Origin of the sequence: Azomonas macrocytogenes (genome assembly GCF_014191985.1) — a bacterium.
Lineage (GTDB): Bacteria > Pseudomonadota > Gammaproteobacteria > Pseudomonadales > Pseudomonadaceae > Azomonas > Azomonas macrocytogenes.
Map to the genome: position 1 here is coordinate 34,480 of NZ_JACHXI010000012.1, position 17,652 is coordinate 52,131.

A 17,652-nucleotide genomic window follows, 5' to 3' on the forward strand; every position below is an offset into this window, starting at 1 on the left:
ATGTATCCCATCCAGCCTTGTTTCTTAATTTACACAATAGGTTTATTCAGTGACGAAAGAAGAATTACGTCGCGAGCTTGAACGTCAGGCTCAGCATTTCCAGAACACTTCCGGCGGAGAAATCACTACTTACGCAGCCCAACCCGAACCAGAACGCAAACCCTGGAAAAAGAAACCCAGCCTGCTCGATGAAGCATTCCAGCAGGAATTACAGAAAATCGAGAAAGAGCGGGACAATCAGATCGGCTGAAGGCAGCGTTAACACCTAATACCCTCTGCCCCGTCCCCAGACAAGCAGCCGGGAAAAACAACAGGCAACAGGTTTCCCAACTGAAATCTTGCACGCCAGTCCGGGCAACACGCTCAGTCAAATACGACCGTCTTGTTGTCATGCACCAACACGCGATCCTCCAAGTGATAGCGCAGGCCGCGGGAAAGCACCATTTTCTCCACATCCTTGCCCAGCCGCACCATGTCCTCGATACGATCACGATGGCTGACACGCACGACATCCTGCTCGATGATGGGGCCGGCATCCAGCTCTTGGGTCACGTAATGGCAGGTCGCACCGATCAGCTTGACGCCACGCAGTGAAGCTTGATGATAAGGCTTGGCGCCGACAAAAGACGGCAGGAAGCTGTGGTGGATATTGATGACCCGCTGAGCGAATTCCTGACAAAGTGTCGCAGGCAGAATCTGCATGTAACGGGCAAGGACTATCGCATCGGCCGACTGTTCGCGCACCAGCCGGGTTATGGCGGCAAAAGCTTCGCTCTTGCAGGCAGGCTCGACTGGTATATGGAAATAGGGAATACCATGCCATTCCACCATGCTGCGCAGCTCGTCGTGGTTGGCGATGACGCAGGGAATATCGCATTCCAGCTCACCACTGTGCCAACGATGTAGAAGATCCGCCAGGCAATGGGATTCGCGGCTGGCCATCAGGATTACTCGCTTGCGGCAGGCAGAATCGGTAATTCGCCACTCCATGGAAAATTCTTTCGCGATGGGCGTGAATGCCTGCCTGAACCCATCCAGATCGAAAGGTAGCGAGTCGGCGCGTATTTCATGACGCATGAAAAACCAGCCACTATGACTATCCGAATGATGACTGGCTTCAGTAATCCAGCCGTTATAAGTGGCCAGAAAGTTACTTACCTTGGCGACTATGCCAATACCGTCGGGGCAGGCAATTACCAGCCTGAAAGTTCGCATCGAGTAAAAACTCCGGAAAATACGGAAACCGTGGCATTCTAGCCCAGGCGCGCAGCATGGTGCGCACCTTCCTCTGTTTGCAAACAACCGCTTGCTAGAAACCGATAATAAAACAATTTAAAGTACGCAAAATATCTGGCTGCAATTAGAGTACCCTCGGACGCGCGAACCTGCCTCAACTGTACTTTGCAACTTCTGTCGAAAATAACTTCCACAGCCAAAACGACTGAAGCACATTGAATGAAGAATGCTTTTTTCGCACAAAATGGAATTTCAATCTCATTTACTTATCCATAATTACTGACTATTATCGTTAACACGATAACTCATCCTTTTCCTCGCTCAGGTATGGCCATGTCCCTGATTAGTGAATTTCGCGCAACAGAAGAAACCATCAAGGAACTTCAAGAGCGTCTTAAAACTCTTTCTCAAGATAGCAAACTGCAAAAGGAGCTCGATTTCGAAAAGAAACTTCTGGCACTAATGAATGATTACCAGAAGTCCTTGCCGGATATTACTGCTCTTCTGGACTCCGGTGCTCGTTCGACCAAGCAAAACCGTCCGGTCAAAGCAGTAACTCCAACCAAGCGTGTCAGGCGCATCAAGCAGTATAAAAACCCCCATACGGGTGAAACGATCGAAACCAAGGGCGGCAACCACAAGACACTCAAGGAATGGAAAAACAAGTGGGGAGCCGACACAGTGGAAGAATGGTCTTCCATTTTGGAGTGACATGCCTGGCATCGGCTCTTCAGGCTCTGTTGGCGTTCGCTCGCAGACCACGCAGCAATGCCAGCAGACATCCAATAGCCTGTTTGATTGATGAGTCAATGCCAGCACCCGAAGCTCCGCTACCTCCTGTTACCACTGCTCGCCATAGCCCTGCCATGACTCGTCGCAACGCCTGCTTTCGGAATTTCGGTCAGCCGAACTTGAATCAATCACACAGGCCACTAACCGGCATTCTGCCGAATAGGGTTTCGGTGCATCAGGTAAATAAACCTGAACCGATGAAGGCGCCATCAAGAGCTGATACAAGTATTGAATAGTCACGGTAAGGCGTAGCGCTCACGCAAACCCTGCACATATTCCAGCCACAAATGCAATATTTCACTCTGTGACGGTGTCGCGTTTATCAATAACTGCCGGGCTTCCTTTTCAAAACAAGATAAAGTATTCGGCGCTCCACTATTTAGATCACTCAGACGCTTCATACAAAACGATTGCCATTTCTGCCTTTCTTCCGCAGACAGACTTTCCGGAAAATTTCGCCCTCTGTAACGGAACAGCATTTCCCCCAGGCGGGAATCATCGAACGGCCATTCCCGAGTTCTCAGATCCTGCGCATTCGAATACCTGATTTGCTCACATAAGCGCCGATCCCGGTTATCAAGAAACCCGGCATAAAGTTGCTGCTCGGGATCGCATTGGAAATCCGCTTTTTCCTCCTGATAAACAAGCGCTATTTTAGGGCGCCACAAAGAATCCTTTTGGCGAATTTCCTCCGCTCGAGCCAGACATTCATTGCGATTTATTCTCAATCGAGAGATATCCTCCTTCCTTAATACTTTCAAGGGAGCAACTACCGGACACCGATTGATATGTATCAACTTCAGAGGAACGGGTAATTCATCCGCCATCAATTCGTCTCGCCGCGTATATAAACGCTGCTTCAGATTTTCGGCATCCAGTTGCCAAAGCGGCGAAGGATCGGCACCCAGATCACAAACGACCAGGGCATTACGATTGGTCGGGTGCCAGGCCAGCGGTAATACGATGGACAAGTAGTGCCGCTCAGCCGAGAAGCGTCCAGAAACATGCACTAGCGGCTCCAGCAAGCATATCTGCTCCATGACTTGCGGCTTGCGACGCAAGGTATACAGATAGTCGTACAGCCTGGGCTGGCGTTCGCGAATCAGCCTGGCCAGCGCGATGGTGGCGCGTACATCGGACAACGCGTCGTGCGCTTGCAGATGATTCAATCCGTTGGCGGCTGTCAACCGTTCCAGCTTCAGCGTGACCCGCCCCTCTTCTTCCGGCCAATTCAGACCATCCGGGCGTAATGCATAGGCTGTACGAATCAGATCGATCAGATCCCAGCGGCTGTTGCCGCTTTGCCATTCCCGGGCATAAGGATCGTAGAAATTGCGATACAAGGCGTACCGGGTCACTTCATCGTCGAAACGAAGGTTGTTGTAGCCGGCAACGCAGGTTTCCGGAAAAGACAGCTCATGATGTAGGCGGGCCATGAATTCGGCTTCGCCCAGGCCTTTTTCCTGCAATGTGGCAGGGCTTATGCCGGTAATCAGACAGGCGCCAGGATGTGGCAGGATATCGTCGGGCAATCGGCAGTAGAGATTCAGCGGTTCGCCGATTTCCTCCAACTCCTCGTTGGTGCGAATACCTGCCACTTGAAGAGGGCGGTCTCGACTCGGAGAGATTCCAGTTGTCTCGAAGTCGTACCAGAAAATGCTTGCAGTCACGGAAAACCTCCTTCGCTATCGAGCCATGAGTCTAACCGAGCGCCCAGGCTATCGGGCCGGAAGCGAACCACCTCGTCAAGATATAGATCATTGCTCCAGCCCGGCCAGACGCCTAGCATCGACCAGCACCACGCCAATGGATGAGCCAGAACCTTGCTTTCCCCTCAACTGGATAATCGCCACGCTGTGGAAACGCCTGAAGGCATCGAACTGCTGCTTACTCCGGCCGGCCTGCTTCCCCGAGCACTCGCGTTTGCCGTGGATCTGGGAATTCGCGGTGCCATCCTGGGCCTGCTGATCCTTGTACCGGGATTGCTGGATCGATTCGGGCTCGGTCTGGCGATGATTCTCGTGTTCATGTTGCAGTGGTTGTACATGGTGTTATTCGAGGTCTTGAATCAGGGGCGGACACCCGGTAAGCAATGGCTGGGGTTGCAGGTAATTCAGGATGATGGCTCGCCGGTTGGCTGGGCCTCGTCTTTGACTCGCAACCTGTTGCGCATGGTTGATCTGCTTCCCTTCGGCTATTTTTTCGGTGTCCTCAGCTGTCTTTGGCATCCATCTTTCAAACGGCTCGGCGATCTGGCCGCCGGAACCCTGGTGATTCACCAAGGCAGGCCGATCAAACGCGCGGCCCCGACGCAGCTCATTGCCCAGGCTCCGCTGTTCGTACTTCTCCAGGAAGAAAAACTTGCCCTGCTCGACTTTGCCGAGCGGTATGCCGATTTTTCCCAGGAGCGCCGCCGAGAACTGGCCGGGATTCTCGCGGCCTCGTTGCGCACTACGCCAGACAAGGCCGAGCAGCAACTCCTGGCCATCGCCCACGGCCTTTTGGGGCGCGCATGAAACAGCAGCAATTCGAGGATCATCATCAGCAGCAATGGCAGATCTTCGCTGACGATCTGCAGGCGCTGGAACAGGGCCGGCCTGACGAAGCACGCATCATGGCCTTTCCTGCTGCATACCGGCGCATCTGTCAGCATCTGGCGTTGGCGCGGACACGCGGCTACAGCCGTGCGCTGATCGAACAATTGCAGTATCTGGCGATGAATGGCCATCGTCAGCTCTACCGCCAGCGCAGCCCATTGCCGGTGAAAATCCTGCTATTTCTGTCCGTTGGCCTGCCACAGTTGATCCGCGCCGAATACCGCGTCGTACTGACGGCAGGCCTGCTGTTCTATGGCAGCCTGCTCGGCATGTTGCTGTTGGTGCAGGTGCAACCGGATCTGGTCTACAGCATGCTGAGCCCCACGCAGGTGGCGCAGTTGGAAACGATGTATGACCCAGACAGCAGCCGGCTCGGCCGCTTCGGAGAACGAACGGCGGTAACCGACTGGATGATGTTCGGCTACTACATCATGAACAATATCAGCATTGCCTTTCAGACCTTTGCCGCCGGCCTGCTCTTCGGACTCGGCAGCCTTTTCTTCCTGATCTACAACGGCCTGACCATCGGTAGCATGGCTGGCCACCTGGGCAATATCGGTTACCAGCAGCCATTCTGGTCATTCGTGATCGGCCACAGTGCCTTCGAGCTGACCGCCATTGTCCTTTCCGGAGCTGCCGGCCTGAAGTTGGGCTGGGCCCTGATCGCACCTGGTCGCCGGCGACGCAGCGCAGCCTTGCGTCTGGCGGCAAGCCAGGGCGTACGCTTGGTGACCGGCGCGCTGCTATTACTGCTGATCGCCGCGTTCATCGAAGCCTACTGGTCATCCATGACCTTCACCGCGCCAATAATCAAATATCTAGTCGGTTGCCTGCTTTGGCTGTTGGTAGGGATTTATCTGTTGCGCGCAGGCAAAGATGTTCATGCTGCGGCCTGAAATCGAGCCGCGCCCCCGCAGTGCCTGGGAAGCACTGGATCTTGGCGTTCTGCTCGCACGTCGTCACGCCGCGCTGCTGATGGGCACTTGGACGATAGTCAGCCTGCCGCTTTTCGTCATGCTGACGGCCTTGTTCTGGCGACAACCGACGGCGGCCATCCTCCTGTTCTGGTGGCTGAAACCCCTGCTCGAACGACTGCCGTTGTATATCCTGTCGCGTACCTTGCTCGGCGAAACGCCGACGCCTGGACAAAGCCTGAAAGCCTTGCCCGGCCAATTACGCAAGCAGTGGTTCGCCGCCCTGACCTCCCGTCGCCTGAACGCAAGACGCAGTTTCGAGCTGCCGGTCACCCAACTCGAAGGGCTTGGCGGCCGGGAACGCAAACGGCGCCTGGCTATCCTGAACCGCCAGGATGGTCGCAAAGCCTTCTGGCTGACGCTTGCCGGCATGCACCTGGAAGCCATGCTGTGGATGGGACTGCTCACATTGCTCTATGTGCTGCTACCTCAACCGCTGGTCGATACCCTGAACTGGCAGGGATTGCTCGAACAGAACGACAGCAACTGGCTATGGATGGAACACCTGAGCAATCTTTGCTATGCCCTGGTGCTGATCGTCTGGGAACCGATCTACGTAGCCTGCGGCTTCAGCCTCTATCTCAACCAGCGGACAAACCTGGAAGGCTGGGATATCGAATGGGTCTTTCGACGCTTGGCCCAGCGTTTGTCCGGTGCAAGCGGCATGCTGCTTGCCGTTGCCTTGTTGACTACAACCGTAGCGAACACCGCCAAGGCCGCCGAACCGAATGTTCACCCTCCGGTTTACGCACAGTCCCTGACACCTGGCCAGGCCAAAGAACAGATCCGGGAGTTGCTGACACGTCCCCCTTTCCAGAATCGCGAGACGGTTACCCGCTGGCGCTTCACCGACCAATCAGACAGCCAGAAAGACGTGCCGGATCGTGCCGATCTGGCCAAGCCGAGCGAGTGGCAAAACAGCCTCGAATATTTCGCGCAGCTGTTGGAAATAGGGCTCAGGAGCGCACTTATCATCCTCAGCACTGCCTTGCTCTGGTATCAGCGCGGTTGGCTGCGCAACGTTACTGCTAACCGCCGCCAACCCACCGAGCCCAGACCGGATCCGAACATACGCTACGACCAGATCGCGTTACCCGCCCCACTACCGGACGATATCGCCCAGGCAGCTGAACGGCTCTGGAACGAGCAGCCGCGCCAAGCCCTTGGCCTGCTGTATCGCGGCATGCTCGAACGGATTGGATTACCGTTCAAGGCTGCCCATACCGAAGCAGAAATCCTGCAGCACATAGCAACCCTGCAGCGACCGGAATTGCAGCGCTTTGCCGAAACCCTGATCGAGCATTGGCAAGCCCTCGCCTACGGGCATCGAGCGCTACCTGCCATGCTGGGAACACGGCTTTGCCAGGATTTCCGCGCACTGTTTCCGGATCAGTCCTCATGAAACGCCGGCCGATTCTGCTTGGCGGCCTGGGTTGCCTGCTACTGGTCGTTGCAGCGTTCTTGCTGAAGAACCCTCTGCAACCCTACGAGGAAAGCATCGACCATGGTCCTGCGCCCGCAGTTCGTGCCAACCCTTATCTGGCCGCAGAGCTGTTTTTACGAGAGCACGGGCTTGATCTCAGGCGCGACCGTGACTTGCCGGATCTGGATACCCTGCCCGCGCCTGGGCATAGTCTGCTTCTGCTGGGCGAGCGCAGCCAGATGACGCCCCCCCAGGCAAAACACCTGCTGGACTGGACCGCTCGCGGCGGACACCTGCTCTTCGTCGCCGAGCGCCTATGGGACGAAGAAAATGCCAACAGCGGCGATCTGCTGCTGGATGCATTACATCTCCAGCAGTTCGAAAGCGACTCGCCACAGCGCGCAAAGCTGACCTACTTCCATACGCAAAACAGTGGCAAACCAGCCCGGCTGGCCTTCAATTCCGCTTACCATCTCTATGATCCCGAGCACAGAGCGCATGCCTGGGCCAATAGCGATACCGCCACGCATCTGCTGCAACTGCATTACGGCCAGGGACAGATCACCGTCCTCACCGACGCGTGGATCTGGCAGAACCAGCGGATTGGCCAATACGACCATGCCTGGCTGCTTTGGTATCTGACTCGCGACACCAAGGTTGTGCTAATCGAACGTAATCGCCAGCCGGGAATGGCCACGCTATTGCTGGAATATTTTCCGCACGCCTTGAGCGCTGCCCTGCTTCTGCTGATCCTGATTGTATGGCGCAGCAGCCGGCGTCAAGGACCGTTGCTGGCCCCTGCCGATCCCGCTCGCCGGCAATTACGCGAACACTTGGTGGCTTCGGCCGGCTTCCTGCTGCGCCATGCCGGTAAACGGCGTTTACTGCACGATTTGCAAGAGCGTATCCGTCGCCGGGCTCGTCTGCGCCAGCCTGGGTTCGAGCGCTTGGCACAGGCCGAACAACTCGAAGCACTGGCTCGCCTCAGCAGTCTGCCAGTTGCCACCGTGACCGCCGCCATGTACTTGCCTGCCCAACGCCGGCGTATCGGTACGAGCGCTTTCATTCGCCAGGTCGCCGACCTGCAAAACCTCGGGAATTCCCTATGAACGAACACGACAGCATGCCCTGCCGGGTGCTCGGTGAACTGCGCCAGGAACTGCAAAAAGCGGTAATCGGCCAACAGATCGTTATCGATGGTGTGTTGATCGCACTGATCGCCGGCGGCCACGTCTTGATCGAAGGCGTACCTGGGCTCGGCAAAACCCTGCTGGTCCGTGCCTTGGCCCGTTGCTTCGGAGGCGACTTCTCACGCATCCAGTTCACTCCCGATCTGATGCCGAGCGATGTCACCGGTCATGCGGTTTTCGAGCCGCAGAGCGCACAATTCAGCCTGCGCCGCGGCCCGGTATTCACCCATCTGTTATTGGCCGATGAAATCAACCGGGCCCCGGCCAAGACCCAGGCGGCGCTACTGGAGGTCATGCAGGAGCGTCAGGTGACGCTGGAAGGAGAAACGTTGCCGGTACCCCAGCCGTTCCTGGTCATGGCTACGCAAAATCCCATCGAACAAGAAGGCACTTACTCGCTTCCGGAAGCTGAACTGGACCGTTTCATGTTCATGCTGCGCATGGACTATCCACAGGCGGAAGAAGAAGTCGCGCTGGTTCGCAAAGTGACCCGCTCATCCCGCGCCGATATGCTCGAAGTCACCGACTTGCGCCAGTTACTGCAACCGCAGGACATGCTGGCTCTGCAGAAGATTGCCAGCGAAATGCCACTGGATGATCAGGTACTCGACTACGCGGTACGTTTGGTGCGTGCCACCCGCGAATGGCCGGGATTGCTGCTGGGTGCCGGGCCACGCGCATCCATAGCCCTGGTCAGCGGTGGACGCGCGCACGCACTGCTACGCGGTGGCGATTATGTGCTGCCGGACGACATCAAGGCTTGTGCTCCAGCAGTACTGCGCCACCGCATACGGTTGTCTGCCAAGCTGGAAATCGAAGGGCTGGACGTGGAAGCCGTATTGGGCCAACTGCTCGACCAGGTACCGGCACCGCGCCAATGACTCCGTCACGCAATCTGCCGATCATTATGGCTGCACTGTTCCTGCTGGCCCTGCCGCTCGGAACCCTGTCGGCCATCGGCATTGCCGTTCCGCACTGGCTCGACTCACTCTGGTGGAGCTTGTTGCTGGCTGTCGTGCTGCTCGCTGCGCTGGATGCCCTGCGCTTGCAACACCGGACCTCGCCGCAATTGCTGCGACGCCTGCCAGACAGGCTGCTGGCGGGCCGCTGGAACACAGTCGAACTGGAAATCCACCCCTCCGCCGCCAAGCCGTTAACCGTGGCAATCTTCGATCATGTACCAGACAGCATGACAAGCGAAAACCTGCCAGCTGCCCTTTTCCTGCTGCCTGGCAAAACGACTCGCTTCAGCTATCGTTTGCGCCCGCTAAGACGAGGGCATTTTCACTTCCACTACTGCGAAATTCACTTGCCCAGCCCATGGAAACTCTGGCAGCAACGCCGCCTGCTGAGCCTGCCGGAAGAGGTTCACGTCTACCCCGATTTCATTCGTTTGTATAACGCACAACTGACAGCAACCCCCTTGGCGAACCGGCAAGGCCGGCAGCGACAACCGCATTCGGGAACCGGCCAGGAGTTCCATCAACTACGCGAGTTTCGCGAAGGCGATACCTTGCGCCAGATCGACTGGAAGGCCACGGCGCGCAGGCGCACGTTCATCAGCCGGGAATACCAGGCCGAAGCCGAACAGCGAATCCTTTTTCTGCTCGACTGCGGCAACCGCATGCGTAGCCGCGACGGTGAGCTTGCCCATTTCGATCACGCCCTGGAAGCCTGCCTGTTACTTGCCCATATCGCTCTACGCCAGGGTGATGCCGTCGGACTCGCCACCTTCTCCACGCCACAACAGCGTTATCTCGCCCCAGCCAAGGGACAGGCACAAATGAATGCCTTGCTCAACGCCTTGTACGACCTGGAAAGCACTCGTCAGCCGGCGGATTTCACTGCCGCCGTGGGCGAGCTTCTCGATCGAGGCCAGCAACGTTCGCTAGTGGTGATCCTGAGCAACCTGCGTGATGAAGACAACGATGAATTACCTGTGGCGCTCGCGCCACTGCTACGGCGGCACGCGGTAGTGCTGGTCAGCCTGCGGGAAACGGTGCTGGACCGCTTGCGCCGGCGGCCGGTCGCAAGCTTCGAAGATACTCTCGCCTATCAGGGTGCCATGACTTATCTCGATGCCCGCGAAAACCTGCATCGTCAATTGATGACTCAAGGCATTGCGCTGCTGGATACCAGCCCGGACGAGCTGGCACCCCGACTCGTCGAGCACTACCTGGCCAGGAAGGCATCAGGTGCGTGTTGATCGAACGATTTGTCACGCAATGCCCCTTTCTCCTTGCAGTCACTCGCTGCGTATTGCGGTCACACGTTGCATCTTTCACTGAAATGCATGGCGCTCTTCCCGACAGATGTCGCGGAAATCAGCAAGGCCCTACTTTTCGTTGGAGAGCACATCATGTCGAACGGAATACGTATCGCGATAATCGGTGGCGGCAACCTGGGACTCTATCTCGCCGGCCATCTGAGCCTGGCCGGCAACGAGGTGTTCATCACACAACGCACCCGCAGCACTGGATCCGAGACAGACATTATCTTCGCCGAAGGCGACGAGCACTGGCACGCTTCGCAGGTGCGTTTCACCGTACAGGAGGAGCTACAGGGGCCATTCAACCAAGTCATCGTTGCCGTGAAATCCCATGACTTACAGGCCGTTCTGCCCAGGCTTGCAGAACTGGGTGATGCCGATACCTGTTATGTCTTCCTGCAAAATGGCATTCCCTGGTGGTGGACCTACCGGGATGGCGACATCGCTGGCGCACCGAAGCTGGCCAATACTGTGGCAGTCGTAGTCCAGCATGCCGTGGAACGCCTCGGGCCAAAGCGGATCAAGGTACACAGCAACGGGCGCAACCGTTATATCTGTGCACAGGCAGACAACGAGAACTCCGCACGCCTGCAAGCGCTGATAACCCGTTGGCGCCAGGCTGACATTCCAGCCGAAAGCTCGAACGATATCCGCAGCGAAGTCTGGACCAAACTGATGGCCAATGCCACCTTGAATCCACTGTCTGCGATTACCGGGGCAACCCTTGCCGAACTCGCCGGCACACCGCAGACGCGCACCGTGCTGAGTGCGGGAATGAACGAAATCGCCCGTCTGGCCGAGCTCGAAGGCAGCCGCGTACGAATGCCACCGCAAGCGTGGCTAAGATTTGCCGAGGAAATAGGCACAGCACGCACCTCGATGCTGCAGGATCGCCTGGCCGGGCGCACACTGGAAACCGAGGCATTGCTGGCGGCCCCCATCGCCCTAGCCGAACGCTACGGCGAACCCGTTCCGATTCTCAAGACCCTGCTTGGCTGCCTGTCGATCCCTCGGACAGACTTATTCAGGTCGGCGCGCTGAGTGCCCGGCCATCGAAGCCATCTTCAGGCGGCAGCCATGGGGTTAAAGCTGAAATAACGCTGGAGGGCATCCACCATATCCCGTATGTCGACAGGCGGCTCCAGTAATTTGAACCCCGAATCGAAACTGCCAGGCGTGACATCTTCCCGGGTCCACAGGCAAGTGGCACAGAAATCGACGAAATGCAGCTCGCTACCTTGAGTCGGCAGCTTCAAGCGCATCCTGAAACGGGCATGGAGCATCATCGGATAAGGGCTGATAAGCAACAGCCCTTCCTCGGAAATATTACCGATGAAGCCCAACGGCTTATCCGTATGACGATTGAATACCTTGAGATAATAAGGCAACTGATGCCTTTCAATTCTGCGCTGATTGAGCATAGTCCTAATCCCGAACTTACAGTCTCTGCCAAATATCCTATCGGCAGGCGTTTGCGATGATTAAGCCCATACCAGGGCAAATACCTATTCTTTTTTGGACTATCCCGGTTCCCTGGATGTTCGCCTTGAAACGATAAAAGCATCTGGCTGCTCAGGTTTCGCGGTGCGCCTTCGCCAGCCTGGTCGCGGCCGCTCGCTGCTTGCGCACTTCCTTGGGATCGGCGATCAATGTGCGATAGATCTCGATTCGCTCTCCACCTTGCAACACATGCTCGTCCGGCTGCAGAACCTGCTTGCCGTAAACGCCAAGCGGCGCCTCGGCCAGCTCCAGGCCAGGAAAATACCGCTCCATGCCCGAATCCAGTACAGCCTTGCGCAAAGTAGTGCCCGACGGTAGCTCCAGGCTCAAAAGCCGTTGTCTGTCGGGCAGAGCGAACACGATCTCAACCTGCACTGTCTCAACCATAAAGCTGCTTGGCTCGCTCACAGAAAGCATCGACCAAGGTGTTGGCCGCATGATTGAACAAGGGGCCCAGAGTCATCTTCACCAGCGGCCCCGCATAATCGAAACGCAGATCGAGCGTGATCTTGCAGGCCTTCTCGCCCAGCGACTTGAACTCCCAGATGCCATGTAAATGGCGGAACGGCCCTTCGGTCAGATTCATCTCGATCCGCTCGCCTGGTTGCAGTTTGTTGTGGGTCAGAAAATGCTGGCTGAAACCAGCCTTGGCCACGGTCATGCTCGCGTGCATTTCCGTTTCGCTGGCCGATAGGACTTCACTGGCCGAGCACCATGGTAGAAACTCGGAATAGCTGGCCACATCGTTGACCATGTCGAACAGGGCCTGCGCCGGATAAGGTAGCAAGGCCGAGCGGTGAATATGAGTCGTCATCGATAGCTCACTTCGGTAATGGCTTTATGGCACCATGCCGTAAAGACAGATACCGCCAAGAATGGCATTGTCGGAGATTCATCCTCCTCCCTCAAGTTTCCTGCGTCTGACGTATCGCAGGAATACGCAAATCCCTATAATGCGCGCCCTATGGCTAAACAGAAGAAACATCCCTCCGGGACCATTGCGCTAAACAAGAAGGCGCTTCACGACTACTTCATCGAACAGAAGTTCGAGGCCGGCGTCGCCCTGGCCGGTTGGGAAGTGAAAAGCCTGCGGGCCGGCAAGGCGCAGCTGGTGGATAGCTACGTCCTGCTCAAGGATGGCGAGGCCTGGCTGCTCGGCAGCCATATCGCACCCTTGAAAACCGCCAGCACCCATGTCATTGCCGACCCGACCCGAACCCGCAAGCTACTGCTGCACAAGCGCGAACTGGGCAAATTATTCGGTGCAGTCCAGCAAAAAGGCTATGCCTGTATCGCCCTGTCGCTGTACTGGAAAAAACACTTGATCAAGTGCGAGATAGCGCTGGCCAAGGGCAAGAAGGAATACGACAAACGCGATACGGAGCGCGAGCGCGACTCCCATCGCGAAATCCAGCGCGCCATACGCAACAAGGGCAAGGAAGACTGAGGTTGAAGGCTGGGTGAAAACCAAACCTTCCTCCACCTCAGGGGAGCTACTGTCCGCCCTGCCTGCGCTGCGCCCGCGCCAGCCGCAGGGCTTCTTCCTGACCTTCGGCCAGAACCTCCCGCACATAATCGATGTGCCGGTTGGAAATACTGCGGGCGTCATCGGCGCGGCGCTCGATAATGGCTTCGAACAACTCACGGTGCTGGCGCATCAGCATATCGCGGGTCTCGCCGCGCAAGGCATACATGCCGCCAATATTGATCGTCACGTTGCGCTTGAGCAGATCGAACAGGCCACGAATGGTATGTAGCAGCACGGCATTGTGACTGGCCTCGGCGATCGCCAGATGAAAACGTGCATCGACGGCTCCCTCTTCAGCCCGGCAAGGGTTTTCATTACTTCTTGCATAGCAGCTCTGCAGCATCTCGAATGCTTCGCGCAGGCGTTGATGATCCACTTCGGTAGCACGTAGTGCCGCATAGTAGGCGCAGGAGCCTTCGAGCGTGTGGCGAAACTCGAGCAGATCCCGTTGTGCCCCCGGATTGTTTTCCAGCAACTGCAGCAACGGATCGCTGAAAGTCGAGCCGAGCGCTCCCGTCACATAGGTTCCGCCTCCCTGCCGACTGCTCAGAAGGCCTCTGGCGACCAGTTTCTGGATGGCTTCGCGCAGGGACGGCCGGGAAACCCCGAACTGCTCGGACAGAGCACGTTCCGCCGGCAGGCGTGCGCCAGCCTTGAGCGTACCTTCGAGAATCATCGTCTCCAGACGCACGACGATATCATCCGACAGACGCCTCTGCTTCACCTGATCGAACTCCATTACTCCATCCTTCACTCAACAACGGCCAGACGCCTTTTACCATCGTGCGACAGCACATGCTTTGAGCACAAGTTCGGGCAAGAACCGAGCAAGACCAAAGTCGGAGAGCGACAAATTGACATCTACGAATGGCGCCTTTTACTCTAGCCTCAGGCCTCGGTAAATTGGTCTTACCAATATTATAGATGCTCAACTCCATAAAACAATTAGGGAGCCACCCCATATGCAAGTCTGGCAACAAATCTATAACCCATTGGGCAGCCTCTGGCTGTCGGCCTTGGTCGCCATCATCCCCATCGTCTTCTTCTTTCTTGCCTTGGCCGTATTTCGCCTCAAAGGCTACGTGGCAGGCACCGTCACCCTGTTGCTTTCCATTGCCGTGGCCATCCTCGCCTTCGACATGCCCACCAATATGGCCTTCGCCGCGGCCGGTTACGGGTTCATCTATGGACTATGGCCGATTGCCTGGATCATCGTCGCAGCTGTCTTTCTCTATAAACTCACGGTGAAAAGCGGTCAGTTCGAGATCATCCGCAGTTCGGTGCTCTCGATCACCGGCGACCAGCGCATGCAGGTCCTGCTGATCGGCTTTTCCTTCGGAGCCTTCCTCGAAGGCGCGGCGGGCTTCGGCGCGCCGGTGGCGATCACCGCCGCTCTGCTGGTGGGGCTGGGCTTCAATCCGCTGTACGCCGCAGGTCTATGCCTGATCGCCAACACCGCGCCGGTCGCTTTCGGCGCCCTGGGTATCCCGATCATCGTCGCCGGTCAGGTCACTGGCATCGACCCCTTCGCCATTGGTGCGATGGCAGGCCGCCAGTTGCCCTTCCTCTCGATTCTCGTGCCGTTCTGGCTGGTGGCGATGATGGACGGCTGGCGCGGCATCAAGGAAACCTGGCCAGCTGCGCTGGTAGCGGGTGCCAGCTTCTCCATCACGCAATACTTCACCTCCAACTATATCGGCCCGGAACTGCCCGATATCACCTCGGCCCTGGTCAGCCTGATATGCCTGACCCTATTCCTCAAAACCTGGCAACCCAAGTCCGCCGAGGAAGCTGAGGTGGTCGGCATTTCTGCCGACGGCGCGGCCGTGATGGGAAGTACGGGGGGTACCAGTGGTAACCGCTCCAGCGAACCCACGCCCTACAGCCTGGGCCAGATCGTCAAGGCCTGGTCACCCTTCCTGATTCTCACCGTCCTGGTGACCATCTGGACGCTGAAGCCCTTCAAGGCCCTGTTCGCCCCGGGTGGAGCGCTGGATAGTCTGGTCCTGCTGCTGCCTATTCCTTACCTGGATCAACTGGTGATCAAGATGACGCCGATCGTCACTGCGCCGACCCCCATGGCAGCAGTGTTCAAGCTCGATCCGATATCGGCCACCGGCACAGCGATCTTCATTTCCGCGCTGATCTCCATGGCGGTCCTGAAAGTCACGCCGAAAACGGCTCTGACCAGCTTCAAAGAGACACTGCTGGAGCTGAAATGGCCGATCCTGTCCATCGGCATGGTGCTGGGCTTCGCCTTCGTCACCAACTATTCCGGCATGTCCGCCACCATGGCGCTGGTACTGGCCGGAACCGGCGCGCTATTCCCATTCTTCTCGCCGTTTCTGGGTTGGCTGGGCGTGTTCCTTACCGGCTCGGATACCTCGGCCAACGCACTATTCAGTTCGCTGCAGGCAACCACCGCACAGCAGATTGGCGTCAACGAGACCTTGCTGGTGGCAGCCAACACCAGCGGCGGGGTGACCGGCAAGATGATTTCACCACAATCCATCGCCGTCGCCTGCGCTGCCACCGGACTGGTCGGCAAGGAGTCGGACCTGTTCCGTTTCACGCTGAAGCACAGCCTGATCTTCGCCACTTTCGTCGGCCTGATCACACTGGCCCAGGCTTACGTGTTCACCGGCATGCTGGTGCACTGAATAGACAGGCCGTTGAAAAACCTGGCCGAAGCATGGCGAATAGTCTCCTCGAAGCGGTTTTCAACGGCCCGTCGGCGATGCTCTTTTCAGCAACCGAGCAATAGGTATGCGTTGACACGATGGGGTGGCCTGGCCACCCACGTCACTAAACAGAAACAGATACATCCAGACTGACTATCCCGGAATGGAGGTGAGCGCCAAGACTCCCAGCCTCGGGCTTTCCTCTACAAAACAGGTCTAGAACTCATGATCATCTCCGCTTCTACCGACTACCGCGCTGCGGCGCAGCGCAAGCTCCCTCCCTTTCTTTTTCACTACATCGACGGCGGTGCCTACGCCGAATACACGTTGCGCCGCAATGTCGAGGATCTGGCCGAGATTGCGCTGCGCCAGCGTGTATTGAAAAACATGTCCGAATTGAGCCTGGAAACCCGGCTGTTCGACGAAACGCTGTCAATGCCCGTGGCACTGGCGCCCGTCGGCCTGACCGGCATGTACGCACGCCGCGGCGAAGTACAGGCGGCCCAGGCGGCAGCGGCCAAGGGCATCCCCTTCACGCTGTCCACTGTATCGGTGTGCCCGATCGAGGAAGTAGCCCCTACCCTTGATCGACCAATGTGGTTCCAGCTTTATGTACTCAAGGACCGAGGCTTCATGAAGAGTGTCCTGGAGCGCGCCAAGGCTGCTGGCGTGACTACCCTGGTTTTCACGGTGGACATGCCGACTCCGGGCGCCCGCTACCGTGACGCGCATTCTGGTATGAGCGGCCCGAATGCGGCTGCCCGGCGCATCCTGCAGGCCGTGACCCACCCAGCCTGGGCCTGGGATGTGGGTCTGTTCGGTCGCCCGCACGACCTGGGCAACATCTCCACTTACCGCGGCCACCCGACCAGCTTGTCCGACTACATCGGCTGGCTATCTGCCAACTTCGATCCATCGATTTCCTGGAAGGATCTGGAATGGATTCGCGAGTTCTGGCAAGGCCCGATGGTAATCAAGGGAATCCTTGACCCGAACGATGCCAAGGATGCGGTGAAGTTCGGCGCCGATGGCATCGTCGTGTCCAATCACGGCGGTCGCCAACTGGATGGCGTGCTGTCCAGCGCGCGCGCGTTACCGGACATTGCCGATGCCGTGAAAGGTAACCTGAAGATCCTCGCGGATTCTGGCATCCGCAACGGCCTGGATGTAGTGCGTATGCTTGCCTTGGGTGCCGATGCCGTAATGCTCGGCCGTGCCTTTGTCTACGCGCTGGCCGCGGCGGGTGGAGCCGGAGTAAGCAATCTACTGGATCTGATCGAAAAGGAAATGCGTGTCGCCATGATCCTGACCGGCGCCAAGTCTATCAGCGAGATCAGCGCCGATTTACTGGTTCGCGAACTGCCCCCGATCCAGCCCGAACCCGGTAAAAAATCTGACCAGGCTGCTTGAACGAGGCGCTCCACGACAGGGCAATCGCACGAAAATATAAAAACATTAAATA

General features: G+C 57.4%; 17 protein-coding genes and 1 pseudogene. 12 read left to right on the forward strand and 6 right to left on the reverse strand.

Going from position 1 to position 17,652, the window contains the following annotated elements; all coding sequences use genetic code 11:
• Positions 1-49 precede the first annotated feature (49 nt).
• Positions 50-250, forward strand: coding sequence for a hypothetical protein (locus tag FHR87_RS12005; protein ID WP_183166965.1), 201 nt, complete (start codon positions 50-52; stop codon positions 248-250).
• Positions 251-363: 113 nt separating this feature from the next.
• Here FHR87_RS12005 and purU read toward each other — a convergent pair whose 3' ends face one another.
• Positions 364-1,215, reverse strand: a complete 852-nt coding sequence (gene purU / locus FHR87_RS12010; RefSeq protein ID WP_183166966.1) for a formyltetrahydrofolate deformylase — start codon at positions 1,213-1,215, stop codon at positions 364-366.
• 354 nt (positions 1,216-1,569) lie between these two features.
• On the opposite strand from purU, the gene mvaT reads away from it, so the two are divergent.
• Positions 1,570-1,947: a histone-like nucleoid-structuring protein MvaT gene (gene mvaT, locus FHR87_RS12015; protein WP_183166967.1), complete on the forward strand. Its 378-nt coding sequence runs from the start codon at positions 1,570-1,572 to the stop codon at positions 1,945-1,947.
• 317 nt (positions 1,948-2,264) lie between these two features.
• On the opposite strand, the gene sbcB is transcribed toward mvaT, so the two are convergent.
• A complete protein-coding gene (gene sbcB, locus FHR87_RS12020; RefSeq protein ID WP_183166968.1) occupies positions 2,265-3,698 on the reverse strand; it encodes an exodeoxyribonuclease I in 1,434 nt (477 codons plus the stop codon).
• Positions 3,699-3,851: 153 nt separating this feature from the next.
• Here sbcB and FHR87_RS12025 point away from each other — a divergent pair, with 153 nt between their 5' ends.
• The 7 genes and pseudogenes from FHR87_RS12025 to FHR87_RS12055 all read left to right on the forward strand — a co-directional run bounded on the left by FHR87_RS12025 (position 3,852) and on the right by FHR87_RS12055 (position 11,522).
• On the forward strand, positions 3,852-4,544 hold the full coding sequence (locus FHR87_RS12025; RefSeq protein WP_183166969.1) for an RDD family protein: 693 nt from the start codon (positions 3,852-3,854) through the stop codon (positions 4,542-4,544).
• On the forward strand, positions 4,541-5,521 hold the full coding sequence (locus FHR87_RS12030; protein WP_183166970.1) for a stage II sporulation protein M: 981 nt from the start codon (positions 4,541-4,543) through the stop codon (positions 5,519-5,521). Before FHR87_RS12025 ends, FHR87_RS12030 begins: the two co-directional genes overlap by 4 nt.
• Positions 5,502-7,001 (forward strand): DUF4129 domain-containing protein, encoded by a 1,500-nt coding sequence (locus tag FHR87_RS12035; RefSeq protein ID WP_183166971.1) that lies wholly within the window; start codon positions 5,502-5,504, stop codon positions 6,999-7,001. The genes FHR87_RS12030 and FHR87_RS12035 overlap by 20 nt, the downstream gene beginning before the upstream one ends.
• Positions 6,998-8,131, forward strand: a complete 1,134-nt coding sequence (locus FHR87_RS12040) for a DUF4350 domain-containing protein (RefSeq protein WP_183166972.1) — start codon at positions 6,998-7,000, stop codon at positions 8,129-8,131. The genes FHR87_RS12035 and FHR87_RS12040 overlap by 4 nt, the downstream gene beginning before the upstream one ends.
• A 38-nt stretch (positions 8,132-8,169) precedes the next feature.
• A pseudogene (locus FHR87_RS12045) lies at positions 8,170-9,093 on the forward strand (AAA family ATPase); the annotation flags it as partial.
• A complete protein-coding gene (locus FHR87_RS12050; RefSeq protein ID WP_183166974.1) occupies positions 9,090-10,418 on the forward strand; it encodes a DUF58 domain-containing protein in 1,329 nt (442 codons plus the stop codon). The pseudogene FHR87_RS12045 and the gene FHR87_RS12050, both read left to right, overlap by 4 nt.
• Positions 10,419-10,571: 153 nt before the next feature.
• On the forward strand, positions 10,572-11,522 hold the full coding sequence (locus tag FHR87_RS12055; RefSeq protein WP_183166975.1) for a ketopantoate reductase family protein: 951 nt from the start codon (positions 10,572-10,574) through the stop codon (positions 11,520-11,522).
• A 23-nt stretch (positions 11,523-11,545) separates the two neighbouring features.
• On the opposite strand, the gene FHR87_RS12060 is transcribed toward FHR87_RS12055, so the two are convergent.
• From FHR87_RS12060 to FHR87_RS12070, 3 genes are all read right to left on the reverse strand, one after another.
• Positions 11,546-11,902 (reverse strand): PilZ domain-containing protein, encoded by a 357-nt coding sequence (locus tag FHR87_RS12060; protein WP_183166976.1) that lies wholly within the window; start codon positions 11,900-11,902, stop codon positions 11,546-11,548.
• Between the two features lie 151 nt (positions 11,903-12,053).
• Positions 12,054-12,368, reverse strand: a complete 315-nt coding sequence (locus tag FHR87_RS12065) for an RnfH family protein (protein ID WP_183166977.1) — start codon at positions 12,366-12,368, stop codon at positions 12,054-12,056.
• A complete protein-coding gene (locus FHR87_RS12070; protein ID WP_183166978.1) occupies positions 12,361-12,795 on the reverse strand; it encodes a type II toxin-antitoxin system RatA family toxin in 435 nt (144 codons plus the stop codon). The genes FHR87_RS12065 and FHR87_RS12070 overlap by 8 nt, the downstream gene beginning before the upstream one ends.
• Before the next feature lie 150 nt (positions 12,796-12,945).
• Here FHR87_RS12070 and smpB point away from each other — a divergent pair, with 150 nt between their 5' ends.
• Positions 12,946-13,428 carry an SsrA-binding protein SmpB gene (gene smpB / locus FHR87_RS12075; RefSeq protein WP_183166979.1) on the forward strand — a complete coding sequence of 161 codons (483 nt, stop codon included), beginning with the start codon at positions 12,946-12,948 and terminating at the stop codon, positions 13,426-13,428.
• Positions 13,429-13,474: 46 nt separating this feature from the next.
• On the opposite strand, the gene FHR87_RS12080 is transcribed toward smpB, so the two are convergent.
• A complete protein-coding gene (locus tag FHR87_RS12080) occupies positions 13,475-14,248 on the reverse strand; it encodes a GntR family transcriptional regulator (RefSeq protein ID WP_183166980.1) in 774 nt (257 codons plus the stop codon).
• Between the two features lie 223 nt (positions 14,249-14,471).
• Here FHR87_RS12080 and FHR87_RS12085 point away from each other — a divergent pair, with 223 nt between their 5' ends.
• A complete protein-coding gene (locus FHR87_RS12085) occupies positions 14,472-16,169 on the forward strand; it encodes a lactate permease LctP family transporter (RefSeq protein WP_183166981.1) in 1,698 nt (565 codons plus the stop codon).
• A gap of 246 nt (positions 16,170-16,415) precedes the next feature.
• The gene (gene lldD, locus FHR87_RS12090; protein ID WP_183166982.1) at positions 16,416-17,600 is read left to right on the forward strand and encodes an FMN-dependent L-lactate dehydrogenase LldD; all 1,185 of its coding nucleotides are present in this window, start codon (positions 16,416-16,418) and stop codon (positions 17,598-17,600) included.
• Positions 17,601-17,652: the final 52 nt, after the last annotated feature.

Bases quoted from the DNA above. Each gene is read 5' to 3' on its own strand.
- purU (WP_183166966.1), bottom strand. From the start codon at position 1,215: ATGCGAACTTTCAGGCTGGTAATTGCCTGCCCCGACGGTATTGGCATA.
- mvaT (WP_183166967.1), top strand. From the start codon at position 1,570: ATGTCCCTGATTAGTGAATTTCGCGCAACAGAAGAAACCATCAAGGAA.
- FHR87_RS12030 (WP_183166970.1), top strand. From the start codon at position 4,541: ATGAAACAGCAGCAATTCGAGGATCATCATCAGCAGCAATGGCAGATC.
- FHR87_RS12035 (WP_183166971.1), top strand. From the start codon at position 5,502: ATGTTCATGCTGCGGCCTGAAATCGAGCCGCGCCCCCGCAGTGCCTGG.
- FHR87_RS12040 (WP_183166972.1), top strand. From the start codon at position 6,998: ATGAAACGCCGGCCGATTCTGCTTGGCGGCCTGGGTTGCCTGCTACTG.
- FHR87_RS12050 (WP_183166974.1), top strand. From the start codon at position 9,090: ATGACTCCGTCACGCAATCTGCCGATCATTATGGCTGCACTGTTCCTG.
- FHR87_RS12055 (WP_183166975.1), top strand. From the start codon at position 10,572: ATGTCGAACGGAATACGTATCGCGATAATCGGTGGCGGCAACCTGGGA.
- FHR87_RS12060 (WP_183166976.1), bottom strand. From the start codon at position 11,902: ATGCTCAATCAGCGCAGAATTGAAAGGCATCAGTTGCCTTATTATCTC.
- FHR87_RS12065 (WP_183166977.1), bottom strand. From the start codon at position 12,368: ATGGTTGAGACAGTGCAGGTTGAGATCGTGTTCGCTCTGCCCGACAGA.
- FHR87_RS12070 (WP_183166978.1), bottom strand. From the start codon at position 12,795: ATGACGACTCATATTCACCGCTCGGCCTTGCTACCTTATCCGGCGCAG.
- smpB (WP_183166979.1), top strand. From the start codon at position 12,946: ATGGCTAAACAGAAGAAACATCCCTCCGGGACCATTGCGCTAAACAAG.
- FHR87_RS12080 (WP_183166980.1), bottom strand. From the start codon at position 14,248: ATGGAGTTCGATCAGGTGAAGCAGAGGCGTCTGTCGGATGATATCGTC.
- FHR87_RS12085 (WP_183166981.1), top strand. From the start codon at position 14,472: ATGCAAGTCTGGCAACAAATCTATAACCCATTGGGCAGCCTCTGGCTG.
- lldD (WP_183166982.1), top strand. From the start codon at position 16,416: ATGATCATCTCCGCTTCTACCGACTACCGCGCTGCGGCGCAGCGCAAG.